We start from the raw sequence: 13,211 nt of genomic DNA on the forward strand, positions 1-13,211 counted from the left end.
CGGATGAACTGGTTAAATTCTTTTTCTGTGAAAAAAATAATTTTTGGTATCACTTTATTATTTTCGGTGAGCGGCGCGGCGCAGAATAATGATTCACTTCTTCATATCTGGAATGATCATGGCCGGCCCGACACAGTTCGGCTGAAAGCAAATCATGCTTTAGCGAGAAGTTATGTGAATACAGATCCTGATACTGCAATCATTCTTCTTAAAAGAGAACTGGATCTTGCCACTTCCATCCACAATCAGAAATTCGAAAGCATTGCCCTCAGTACAATGGGAATGGCTTATTATTTCAAAGGAAATTTCGACACCTCGTTTATCATTTACAAAAGATCAGTAGCGCTCGACAGCGCGCAACATGATAAAAGAGGAATGGCGTCGGGAATTAATAACATCGGGAATATTTTTAAAATGAAGGGAGATTACCCATCCGCAATTTTCTATTACCAGGAAAGTATGAGAATAAAAGATGAATTGAAAGATGTGAAAGGGATAGCGACCACGCTCAACAATATCGGGTTGATCTATAAAGAGCAGGGAGACTATGATGATGCTCTGAAAAATTTTGAGCAGAGTCTTCATATCCAGGATAGCGTTAAGAATAAGCGGGGAATGGCTAATTCACTCAGTAATATCGGTGGAATTTACCAACTCGAAAAAAAATTTTCAGAAGCGCTTTCCTATTATGAAAAATGTAAATTGATCGAGGAAGAACTCGGCGATGAAGAAAGTCTTGCCGGGACTTACAACAACATAGGTGGAATCTACAAAGATCTCGGTGATCCTGATAACGCCGAAAAAAATTACCGGGAGAGTCTGCAATTAGCAGAGAAAACAAACAGTACGATCGATCTTGCACGCATTTATTCTTCTCTCGGAATTCTTTATAACAGCCGAAATGATTTTATTAATGGAAAAACTTTTTGCATGAAAGCTTATGATCTTGCCATGGAAATAGGTGATCCGGAAGTGGAACGCGATGATTGCAATTGTCTTTCGGAATCTTTCAGCGGATTGCATGATTATAAATCATCGCTGAACTATTTCATCAAATACCAGGATTATAAGGATTCACTGGTAAATGATGCTCACACAAAAGAAATCACGAAGACCACACTCCGTTACGAGTTCGAGAAAAAAGCAGAAGCAGACAGCATCCTCCAAGCCGATCAGATCAAACTGACAGATGCGCAATTGCAGGCAAAAGACGCCCGGCTCCAAAAAGAAAAGTACCTACGCGTTTCCCTTATTCTCGGAATTTCCGGACTTGCTTTTCTTATCATTTTTGTTTTCCGCCGTTTGCGCGAATCGGAAAAACAGAAAAAAATAATTGCAAAACAAAAATTACTGGTCGAAGAAAAACAAACAGAGATTCTCGATTCCATTATCTACGCAAAAAAGATACAGAAAGCGTTGCTTAAACCAGAAGAGCATGTTTCACTTCATCTCCCACCCCATTTCATTTTTTTTAAACCGAGAAATATTGTGAGTGGTGATTTTTTCTGGGCACTGGAAAAAGAGGATTATCTCTATTTCTGCGCGGCCGATTGCACAGGCCACGGAGTTCCCGGTGCATTGCTCACCATGCTGGGTACTGCTTTTCTGAATGAGATCAACGCAACTTCCCGGCTTCTTTCTCCTGCGGAAATTCTTGAAGAACTCCGGAAAAAATTCATCAGTGAACTCGATCAGCACGAACACGGTTCGAATTACGACGGGATGGATATTTCACTCTTGCGGCTCAACCTTCGAACGAAAGAACTCACATGGTCAGGTGCCAATAATCCGCTCTATTACATTCGGGGAGGAGAATTGATTGAAATAAAAGCGACGAAGCAGCCGATCGGCTTCATGTATGAAATGACTCCCTTCAAGGATCATTGTCTTCATTTGGAAAAAGATGATATTATTTATCTTTTCACCGATGGTTTTGCCGACCAGTTCGGGGGCGAGCAGGGAAAAAAATTCAGGTATTCGCGGCTGAAAGAAACGCTGCTCTCTCTGCGCAATGAACCAATGTCGCGGCAGAAAATTTTACTGAAGGATATTCTCGAAAAATGGAAAGGTAATTACGAGCAGGTGGATGATATCTGTTTGATCGGGATGAAGGTATGAGGAGGAAAATTCCTTTTCAAAAAAAAATGCGCTACTAATCAGCGCATTTTCATTTTCAGAAAAAATATTTTTAAAACAATCCGTTGATCTCCGCACTGATCTTATTCATGATCTCGCCAAGATGTTCGGGATTCTCGTGGAATTTATTTTCATCTACATCTATCACGAGTAGCTTTCCTGATTCATAAGTAGAAATGAAAGCTTCGTAACGTTCGTTGAGTCGTTTCAGGTAATCGATTCGAATTGCATTTTCATAATCGCGCCCGCGCTTCTGTATGTTCGCCACGAGTGTGGGCACGGATGCGCGCAGGTAAATGATAAGATCGGGTGGGGCAATGAGTGACTCCATTAATTTGAAAAGAGAAAAATAATTTTCAAAATCGCGGGTCGTCATCAGTCCCATTGCATGAAGATTGGGGGCAAAAATATGTGCGTCTTCGTAGATCGTCCGGTCTTGTATCACATTCTTTCCGGATTTGTGAATATCCTGCACCTGAGCAAAACGGCTGTTCAGGAAATAAATCTGAAGGTTGAATGACCAGCGTTGCATGTCTTCATAAAAATCGCTGAGGTAAGGATTCTCATCAGCGTCTTCGTAATGCGCCTGCCATCCGAATTGTTTGGAGAGTAAGGTCGTGAGAGTGGTTTTTCCGGAACCGATATTTCCGGCAATGGCAATATGCATAAGTGTGTATTAAATTTTGTGCGTGTGTGCGGCTAAAGTAGGAAAATCCCTATTGGTGAGCAACTGATAAATACTAACAATTTTCATCTCTTAAATTCAAAAACTCAATGATTCAAAGATTTACGAATAAAGATTTCCAGTATAAATTTTTGAATTATTGAATCATTGAATTCTAAGTCATAATCCGGTCTTCTCCCTGCAATTTCGTATCGATGGCATCGCGCAAACCGTAACCGAGCAGTGTAAAAGCAAGCACGACGAACATAATCGCGAGTCCGGGCAATACCGCGAGATAAGCATCACCGGTAAGAATGTAACCTTTGTATTCGCTGATCATCACACCCCATGATGGAGTTGGACGTGTAACGCCAATACCGAGATAACTCAATCCTGCTTCGATAAGAATGGCAGAAGCAAAATTATTGGCAGAGATAACGATCACCGGCCCCATTACATTTGGAAGAATGTGCCGCATGATTATGCGTGCATTCCTGAATCCGAGCGCTCGTCCTGCTTCTACGAATTCTTTTTCGCGCACACTGAGAATTTGTCCGCGCACAACACGTGCAGTTTCCACCCACATCGTCAAACCAACGGCAACGAAGATCGGAAAGATACCGGTGCGGAATAAAAGTGTAATTCCGATCACGAGAAGCAAAGTTGGAATCGACCAGACCACGTTGATGATCCACATGATCACATCGTCCACCCATCCGCGGAAAAAACCGGAGATAGCACCCAGCAGAATTCCGATAAGAAGAGAAATAGCAACGGAAACCAATCCGACAAAAAGTGATATTCTCGTTCCTATCATCAACCTGCTGAGCAGATCTCTGCCGAAATGATCTGTGCCGAGTAAAAATCTTTTTTCAAAAATATTATCCTTCACTTCTGCCTGCAATTCCTTTACCGTTTTGTGGATCTTGCGCACTTCACCGTAAGCATAAAAATCATCGGTGCCATTGATACTATCATCTAAAATGGGAAATGCCTGATTGATGGCGTACACCGCATCAGCAAGATTGTAGGGAATAATCTTTCCCATCGTGGTATCACCTGTATATTCTTCATAATAAATATTATTCCCGGAAAACCAATAGCGTTTTATCGCATGGTATTCGTAATCATTTTTTTTACCGGTGAACATCCAGGAAAAAAAACTTTTGTCTTCAGACTCCGCATTTTTTCTCAATCGAATCATCAGCACTTTGAAACCGGGGCGATTAATACCGATCTCGTCTACGTGTGTATCAGCATCAGGGCTTGAATCGGGTGTAATGCTGTAACCGAGAATAGAAACAAGAATAGCAATTACGATGATCGTAATGCCGGTCATAGCAAGCTTATTTCTCCGGAGACGATGCCACGCGAATGAGGCGAGTGAATAAGATCGGTTATTGCCGCTGTTATCCATAGAAATGCGGGAGATTCAATTATTCCAAACTCTTTTTTTCCATTTCATTTTTTTCCGAACACTCATTGCGATGGCAATGATACTGACGAAAGGATAAATGATCTCTGCAGGAATGAAGGTTAAAAAAACAATTCGTTCCCCGAAAAACGGAACGGATAAAGATAGCAACAAAACGTCAACCGTCATCTTGTACAAAGCTGCGATTCCCAATGGAAAAAGTGCGTGGGACTGGTAAACTGCGATGAATAAAAATGCGGGGACGATAAGGTTAGAGAAGAATACGACGAGCGCAGTAAACCTTAGTGCGGTGTTTTTCATTCCCTTCATTTTCGAAAGCCACCGGGAACGTTGCTGTATCGCTTCTTTCCAGTTCGCGGGCGCGAGCGTATGCACTATGGATGCGCGCGAATGAAGAAACCTGCAGCCGGCCGGATATTTTTTTTTCACTCTGTAGAGCAGCATCATGTCGTCCCCCGAAACATATTTATCGTTTGCATATCCGCCGGTTTTAAAAAATATTTTTCTTCTGTAGGCAAGATTAGCTCCGCTGGCAAACATCGGATCATTCATGGGGGATCCTCCTGCAAAAACCTGGATCGCCAACTGTTCGTTCTGAAAAAAATAAGAGAGAAAATTTTTTCTCGCATATATTACGGGACCGACAAATAATTGCAATTCTTCATTGGAGAATGCACTGGAAATTTCCTGCAGCCATTGAGTGGGCAAACTACAATCAGCGTCGGTAGTGGCAATGATCTCTCCTTTCGCTTCGGAAATTCCTTTTGTAAGGGCAGCTTTTTTCCCATTCTCATTTGCACCTGCGCGCAGAATTTTAAAATTCATTTCATCGCTGATCATATCTTCCACCCGCTGCACCGTTTCATCGTCCGAATGATCATCAACAATAATAATCTCAAATTTATCTGAAGGATATTCAAGTTGCATGATGGAAGAAATGAGTTTACCGATATTGGTCTCTTCATTTCTCGCCGCAACCACTATGGAAATAAAATGATTTTCATTTTCAGTGCGCCTGAAATTTTTCCGGAAAAAAAAACGGATCGCGGGTACAAGAAGGCGCATGGAATAAGCAGCAAGGAGCAATGAAATAATCGCGCTGAGAATATCTTTCATTTTACCCGGTTGAAGAATTTCAATCTGAAAACGAAAATACTTCCAATGAGTGAAGGTATCGCCACATTGATTATCCAGAGTACAACAGCGGCAATGAATCCTGCTTTACCGAAACCTGATGCAGAAAAAACAAGGCCGGCAATACTTCCTCTTATCAAAACCTCGGTAAAAGCAAAAGTCGGTACCAGTGTTATTACGAGATAACAAACAAGAATGCCGCCAATAATATCTGAAAGAAACATCTCCGGTTTTTCGAGATGAAGAAGCAATGCGAACTGGAACACATAAATCCCGTAACGGATTATGGAAAGGAAAAATATTTTTGAGAAAACACTGATCGGAAAATTCCTCAATTGTTTTGTTCTCTCTTTCCACTTGCTGGAAAGAAGCGGAAGAAGAAAAGGTGTGCAGCAGAAAAGAGCACCTGAAACATAAATGAAAATTTTTTCATTCTGCGTCAGCCCGGCATTATCACCGAGTACGAGCATACCGGCGATACCCGCAAGGAACGTAACCATCACCTGGCAAAAACTACAAATGAAGGAGAGAAATAAAAGCGGCAAACGGTCTTCTTCTTTTTCCATAAAAATTCTTCCGGCAAATTCTCCCACGCGATTCGGGGTTGCAGTACCAATGGTTACTCCTGCTAGAACACCGCGAACGGCTTGCATAAAATTCATCTGCACCTGTTGACCGGCAGCTAATTTCCACTTCAATGATTCGAGCGCCCAATTCACCGGCATTAAAAAAAATACAAATAGGAAATCAACCGGAAAAAATTTTATCTCGCGAAAAATCCTGGTTGTGATACCAACTGGATCGTCACCTTTTTGTAATCTCCACACGATATAACCGACCGCAAGCAAAACAATTGCTAATTTTATTGCAAAGCTGAATGCATCACGACTGTTTGCTGGTCTCATTACAAATGTAAATTTACAAAAGCCGGCCATGGCTTTCCCGATGGAAATAAAGAAGAACAAGGATAAGATCATTCTCGGGATAGATCCCGGAACAAATATTATGGGGTTCGGTGTGATACATCTTACCGGGAAAAAAATGCTCCTGCTTGAAATGGGTGTTATCCGGATGGAAAAAATCAAAGATCCGGCAACCAAATTAAAGATGATCTTCTCGGAAACCGAGAAAATAATTTCGAGGCACCTCCCGGATGAATTTGCAATCGAAGCTCCGTTCTTCGGAAAGAATGTTCAGTCGATGCTCAAATTGGGTCGCGCGCAGGGCGTAGCGATCGCAGCTGCATTATCGAAAAATATTCCTGTTCGTGAATACAGCCCGAAAAAAATAAAACAATCGATCACCGGGAATGGAAATGCGTCGAAAGAACAGGTAGCTGCAATGCTTAAAACTTTATTATCATTTCGTGAGACACCCGAATTCCTCGATGCTACTGATGCATTAGCTGCGGCGGTTTGCCATCATTTTCAGAATAACGGAAATGGAAATCTTGAAAAAAAAGTCAGCGGATGGAAAAATTTTCTGACTGAAAATCCATCGCGACTTATCGGGAAGAAAAAGTGAACTGTTATTTCATTCCTGCAAAGCAGCGCGGATCTTTTCGGCAACAGCAGCGAGTTCTTCAGCAGAAGGTTTGAGTTTAGTCCGGGAAAAATTAATATCAGAAATATTATTGAGGGGTACAAGGTGAATGTGTGCGTGAGGAACTTCAAGCCCGATAACTGCCACGCCAATGCGTTTGCAGGAAATTACTTTTTCAATCGCTTTGGCGATCTTTTTTGAGAACAGATTTATTTCTGCAAGTAATTCATCATCGAGATCGAAAAGGTAATCCACTTCTTTTTTTGGAACAACGAGCACATGTCCTTCAACGAGTGGAAACACATCGAGGAAAGCAAAGCAATTAGTTGTTTCACCGATCTTGTGACATCTAATTTCTCCTGCAATGATCTTCGAAAAAATACTGGGCATCAGCGGGAAATATCTACGATCTGAAACTGCATCTTACCTGAAGGAACAACCACATCAGCAATGTCGCCCACTTTTTTTCCCAGCAATCCTTTCGAAATAGGGGAATTGATAGAGAGCTTTCCTGATTTGAGATCCGCTTCATTTTCGGGAACAAGCGTATAGGTCATTTTCTGGCCGTTCTTTGTATTCCTGATCGTGACTTTGCAAAGAATAAGAACTTTAGAAAGATCGAGTTGTGACGCATCAACCACGCGTGCATTACTGACCATTTCTTCCAGCTTTGAAATTTTCAGTTCTAATAAGCCCTGTGCATCTTTAGCTGCGTCGTACTCGGCATTTTCGGAGAGATCACCCTTATCGCGGGCTTCTGCGATCTGGCGCGAAATACTGGCCCTTTCCTTGGTTTTAAGAAAGAGAAGTTCTTCGTGTAATTTTTTGAGGCCCTCTTCGGTTACATAAGTAATCTGGGACATGACTTTGGGTTTTTCGGTGGTATTATTGAAAAGCGAAGGAGAATCCCGTTTTACCGGAACTCTCCTGCCAGAGCAAAGATAATAAAATCAGGCTAAAAGCCCAAGTGCATCAGAGGTTGAGTCGCGCTCCAAACGAGTGAACACCACTGAAAGGATTTGTAAAGCGATAAGAATAATCGATCGCGAAAGTCGATCCTTTTTTTCCGAAAGGAACTTCAAAAGTTGCGCCTGCTGTAGGTCCCGTGAAAGCAGTTGTACGATCTGTTGTTGAAGTAATGCCTTGCTCATAGTAATAACCCGCGCGAACCATCAACATAGATTTCCAGGTATACTGGACACCTGTATTGAACTGGTCTTTTGAAAATGAATTCGAAACAAATGTTCCGGCAACGGTGATCTTGTGATTTTTCATGCTCAAACTGTCGTTTGAAAAATAGAAATCATAAGATGCTCCGATGTTCAGACAAGTCGGAAGATCAAAATCCGCCGAACGCTGCTCGAGCGTCATTGCATAATTTCCATTGGGCGAAGTTCCTTTGAACGAAAGTCCATCGCCGGAGAAACGCATCCGTGGCCCAACATTTTTCAATGAGATTCCAAAATGCAACTGATCATATTTCCCAGTTACGTATTGAATTCCGGCATCAAGGGCCACACCTCTTGCTGCAACGTCTGCTATAGATTCTGAAATCGCTTTCACCACAACACCACCAAAAATATGCTCTGAAAATCCTTTCGCGTATGACAAACCAATATTGGTATAGGTTGGATGAAAAGTTCCAATACCACCTTCAGGAAGATCAGTTGTAGTGATCATGATGTCACCGAAATCCATTGACATAACACCAAGACCGATAGCACCGGTAGTTCCAACTCTTTGTGTAAATCCGAAAGAATTGATACCAATGCCGGTTCCTCCCAGCCAATTTGTATGGGCGAAAAGAAGTTCTGTTTTCTGAGTGAAAGCTGTTCCTCCAACGTTCAGATACATCGCTTCAAGCCCGCGTACAGAAGCAGAATTGGATCCTGCCCATCCGGAAGTCCTTGCGTAAGGATTGATGAGCAATTCCTGTGCACCTGCCTGGCCGGCGCGATCCTTATTCCCCGCGAATGCATTTTCAGTGCAAGCGAAAAGCAATCCTGCTGTGAGAATTATGATGATCGATTTATTTGATGTTTTCATATTCTGTTTTTAAAAAATTCATTCGGAAGATTACATTCTACAGATCATGATTAATATGCATCGAGATCTATTGGACGCATCACGCCAAACCATTTCAGGATCTTCTCTCCTGTTGAACCGTCCGGCATTGTAGCTTCAATGTGAATAATATATAATCCGCTGGCGATAGGAATTCCTGCCTGATTTTTTAAATCCCAGTCGAGGTAAGTTTGCGCCGACGCTTTGGTCAACTTGCGGACTTGTGTACCATTGACCGTATAAATTCTTATGGTACAGTTTTCAGGCAGGCAGGTGAATTTAACGCGATTATCTATCTGATTCTTTTCATACGCAGAATAAGCGTAGTAAGGATTCGGAACGATATTGATAAGCGCCATAGCATCCTGTGCGGTTTGATTATCACCGAGTGTTACTTTCAGATCATGAGTATCGAAATAGTACATAGGATTATTACCATTTTGCGAAGTGGCAACACTATCTGTAGGCAATAATGGATTCTGCGCATTCGGTGTAATTCCGGTGAGCATACGTTTGTATGGTTTCGCAAGACGCAAACGAACCTTCACATCGGTAGGAATAACAGTAGAACTGCTATAAGGCCATGACCATGTTCTGTAATTATCATTGAGCATTGGAATACTGCACCACATTGCATCACGGAAAACCTCATTTCGATCTGTGGCAGCGGTTGCAGATGACATGATCTTCATGATCGCTTTACCATAATCGTATGCTGGAATATCTTTCAATTCACCATTCAACGCACCGGTGGTATAGCGTGCATTTCCATTATGGCCGAAAATATAAATGTAATGTTGTCCGCCGAAAAGAGGATACTGGTAAGGGAAGTCAGAGTATTCGTCAGCTGTTGGATTGAATAACATATCATTTCCACGCTCAGCTGTAAGAGAAGAATTCTCGCCGAAAGCAATATTCAAACGTTCACCGGTTTCAACATTCACTGCATATCCCGGGAACCAACTCATTCCTGTTCCACTGATGAAGTCACTATTGCCGGTTCCGGAACCAGAGGATCCACCATGAGCAATATCTCTTCCATACTGATCTACTGACGATCCGCTTCGGAGCAACAATGGCCCAACACCGCCGGCATTAAGAGAAGGATTCGAACCGACTTCGAAAACAGGAACACGTGTCCATTGCGCACGATTATTTGTGAGTACAACATCTACGTTTGCAAGGTTTTCAAATTTATTCGTCTGCATTGTAGGCGTATCCCAATATGCAAGTCCGGTCTCATAGCAGACCGTGGTCACACTTGATTTGATGGCATCATCGCACAAGCGATACGGTCCCCAGGTTCCGCCCACTAATTTTTCATAATCTCCATTAGCGTCGATTGGTGTAGCACCCGTAAATCGGTCATCGAATGACTGAGCACACGGAGGAGGATTGGATTGAGTGTATCGATAATCTCCAGCTCGAATCCAATTTGCAACAGATGAACCATCTTCGTCAACAACACCGGTAAGGAAAGATTTGGAAGGATCGGCGAATGTGATCGAAGATTCAAGGGCACTATTTGCAAGAGGATTGGCGCCTAATCCCGGGGTTTGAACCTGTGCCATGGTCACAGACATTCCCAATTCAGGAATGATCTGTTCATTAGCGTAAACACTGTAGAAAGTAAGCGACGTATCAGATGCCCACGATCGAACAGATGGTGACGTTTCATTCAATACCCAGTGAGTTGTACCAGCTGCAACTGTATAACTGGAAGCAACATTATTCGTTATCTTAATGTTGAATATACCATCAGGTACATTGAGCGGATCGATCACTTTAATATTTACCGGTCCTTTTCCATTCTGGTATTGCACCTGGTCGACACGGGCGGTTCCATTCCAAGTTCCTGTAGAACCATCAAACACAACCGGCGGAGCCGCTACAATTGCATTCTCCGATTCCTCAGTCAGATCGAGAACATTTTGTCCGCTACCGGAACCTTCCATCCTTGTGAGTTTAGGCCCGCTTGCATAATTTGAAAGTTGCAGCGTACCATTTGCTTCCGGAGAAGTAATGTGCGGTATGCCGGAATAAATTTTCACATTTCTTCTTCCTGCGAGATACGGTTTTTTCTGACCGATATTTGATGCGTTCAATGGATAAAGTGAATCGAAAGTTACATCTGCATAAGGCAAATACTGGTTGTAGGCGTAAGACAGAACCAGGAAATAATAGGTCTTGTTATTTATCAGCGTCCGGCTACCGGTTGCGAAAGCATCTTCCGTTACATCGAAGGAGTGAGCAATTCCCACATCATTTGCTTCAATGGTCATATCCTGCGGAACATCCGCATTCAATGACTGGTCAAATTCTCTGTTCACCAATTGCGTTACACCATTTCTCAAATCACACTCCTGAACCAATCTTGCTTTGTCAAGATTATAAAGATCGGCTGTTGTGACTGTCGCATCTTTCAACTGAAATATCTGGTAACCTTCAAAATCGTAAGTAGTATCGATATTTGCAAGTGCAGAATTCAAAGAAGAATAAACGATCGATGGATCATATGCTTCGTATTTTTCGAGATAATTATTTGAATTCGATTTGTTCGTGAGATAAAGAACAAGTTGCTTATCGAGTTCCTGGATCGTCATATCCGGAGCATCAGGTCCATCCAGAGTACGGAAACAATTATTGAAAAGACGCTGCGCTTTATCGTCAACAGTACGCATCAGATTTACAGATGCTGTTGGTCCCCCACTGGAGGCACGCGCCCAAACTGCGCCTACAGTAATGTAATTCACTGCTCCAGGTTGAAGGGTGAATGGTCCCGCAGACTGCATCATACGACGGTCGAAAGGAGTGTTCCCAACAGACGCTTCGCTCCAAAGTGGTTGCGGCTGGAAATTGGTTCCCCATCCTTGTGGATCGGAATCTCCGGGGAACATAAAATCACACACAATAGAACCACCATAGGCATTTCCTCCATAGGTAAAAGGCGATCCATCTTTCCAGAATCCTGAGAGATAATTGTAATAATGGGTTCCATTTTCAGGATTACCGATAACAGAAAAGTCGTTGTTATAATAAACAAATTTCGACATGATGATCTGCTCACCCGGCTCATCAGTTACTCCATTCCGATTGTTGTCAATTCCATCGCCGGGATCAGCAAGTGGTCCTTCGAAAAAGTCCATTCCAATCGCTGGCGGATTTGCTCCATACGTTCCAATTGTGGGAAGTGCACTTGTGCCATCATTCGCATCACCATTATAAGTGTAACCCAATCCGCGCGAAACATCACAACCTACATAATCATCGTCATAGGCACCAAGGTCGGCGTCGGTCCATTGTCCGAAATAAGTATCATTCATCGCAACGGTAGATCTGTTGATCACTTTGTAACGATAAAAAGTCATATTGTTGATCTCATCATTTGTAGAAAATCCAAATGCCTGTGCCTGCACTTCAAGTCCAATAGCTGCAGCGCCAGTTTCAGAGTGAACGTTTCCTTTATCATTGAACACCCACCAAAGAGTTTGATCACCGAATAACTGGAAGCGGGAACAGCCGAGAGTACCGTTAAGATCGTATGCAGGATAATCTCCCGCAGCCCAATTGTAATAACCATCTCCATCTACATCAACAAATGGCGCGAGATAATGTCCCTGGCCTAAAGAAGCATCTCCATTGCCCGGCCAGCTCTGAATGACAAGAGGAACTGTATAACCTGGTGCACCGTTGCCAGCATTGTAAAGAGCAAAATCATCAACGTCTTTACGTGTAATCTTCCAGTGTTTGTCATAAGCCTGGCAGGTTGTTGCATCAATAGAAACTGTTGTGGTGTCCAAAGGACCGGGCCAGAAGTCATTTCCGGTTTGCCGGTAAGTCATGGCAGCAACTTTTAATTGTCCACCTGCATCCAGTCCCCCTACCCAAAGTGCGCCGGCAAAAATTGAATGTGCTTTACCGTCTTTTGGAATTTCGTAACGCGCAGTGCTCAAATCCCACCACATATCACCACCGGTCATAATAGTAGTTCTTACGTTGTTTACATCGAGATCTGTTTTCGCAGTTGCGGGCGTACAGGATGACGCGAGCTGATCCTGTGTGGTAACACGGTGAGCAGATGCTTCACGGTGACCATTTGCTCCATTTTCTCTTGCACTTGCAGCGAATGAGAAAAACATTGCTGCGGAGATCAGGATTGCGATAATACTAAACTTGATTTTCATTTTGCTTCCTTTTAGATTTTACGTGTTTTCTTTTTTTGTATTGATAAAAATC

The 13,211-nt window shown here is 42.7% G+C and carries 10 protein-coding genes; 2 read left to right on the plus strand and 8 right to left on the minus strand.

Annotation, left to right across the window (positions count from 1 at the left end):
* Positions 1-27 precede the first annotated feature (27 nt).
* Positions 28-2,118, plus strand: a complete 2,091-nt coding sequence (locus HY064_01005) for a tetratricopeptide repeat protein (GenBank protein MBI3509211.1) — start codon at positions 28-30, stop codon at positions 2,116-2,118.
* A 70-nt stretch (positions 2,119-2,188) separates the two neighbouring features.
* On the opposite strand, the gene HY064_01010 is transcribed toward HY064_01005, so the two are convergent.
* From HY064_01010 to HY064_01025, 4 genes are all read right to left on the minus strand, one after another.
* The gene (locus HY064_01010) at positions 2,189-2,803 is read right to left on the minus strand and encodes a deoxynucleoside kinase (GenBank protein ID MBI3509212.1); all 615 of its coding nucleotides are present in this window, start codon (positions 2,801-2,803) and stop codon (positions 2,189-2,191) included.
* 172 nt (positions 2,804-2,975) lie between these two features.
* Positions 2,976-4,217, minus strand: a complete 1,242-nt coding sequence (locus HY064_01015; protein ID MBI3509213.1) for an ABC transporter permease — start codon at positions 4,215-4,217, stop codon at positions 2,976-2,978.
* Positions 4,218-4,232: 15 nt separating this feature from the next.
* A complete protein-coding gene (locus HY064_01020) occupies positions 4,233-5,351 on the minus strand; it encodes a glycosyltransferase (protein ID MBI3509214.1) in 1,119 nt (372 codons plus the stop codon).
* The gene (locus tag HY064_01025) at positions 5,348-6,274 is read right to left on the minus strand and encodes a hypothetical protein (protein MBI3509215.1); all 927 of its coding nucleotides are present in this window, start codon (positions 6,272-6,274) and stop codon (positions 5,348-5,350) included. The genes HY064_01020 and HY064_01025 overlap by 4 nt, the downstream gene beginning before the upstream one ends.
* A gap of 40 nt (positions 6,275-6,314) precedes the next feature.
* Here HY064_01025 and ruvC point away from each other — a divergent pair, with 40 nt between their 5' ends.
* Positions 6,315-6,893, plus strand: coding sequence for a crossover junction endodeoxyribonuclease RuvC (ruvC, locus tag HY064_01030; protein ID MBI3509216.1), 579 nt, complete (start codon positions 6,315-6,317; stop codon positions 6,891-6,893).
* 9 nt (positions 6,894-6,902) lie between these two features.
* Here ruvC and HY064_01035 read toward each other — a convergent pair whose 3' ends face one another.
* The 4 genes from HY064_01035 to HY064_01050 form a co-directional block, all read right to left on the minus strand.
* Positions 6,903-7,301: an HIT family protein gene (locus HY064_01035; protein ID MBI3509217.1), complete on the minus strand. Its 399-nt coding sequence runs from the start codon at positions 7,299-7,301 to the stop codon at positions 6,903-6,905.
* Positions 7,301-7,774 (minus strand): transcription elongation factor GreA, encoded by a 474-nt coding sequence (gene greA, locus HY064_01040; GenBank protein MBI3509218.1) that lies wholly within the window; start codon positions 7,772-7,774, stop codon positions 7,301-7,303. Before greA ends, HY064_01035 begins: the two co-directional genes overlap by 1 nt.
* A 109-nt stretch (positions 7,775-7,883) precedes the next feature.
* Positions 7,884-8,957 (minus strand): PorV/PorQ family protein, encoded by a 1,074-nt coding sequence (locus HY064_01045; protein MBI3509219.1) that lies wholly within the window; start codon positions 8,955-8,957, stop codon positions 7,884-7,886.
* A gap of 50 nt (positions 8,958-9,007) precedes the next feature.
* Entirely contained in the window at positions 9,008-13,159 is a 4,152-nt protein-coding gene (locus tag HY064_01050) for a T9SS C-terminal target domain-containing protein (GenBank protein MBI3509220.1), read from the minus strand.
* Positions 13,160-13,211: the final 52 nt, after the last annotated feature.

The organism is Bacteroidota bacterium, from assembly GCA_016194975.1.
Taxonomy (GTDB): Bacteria; Bacteroidota; Bacteroidia; order Palsa-965; family Palsa-965.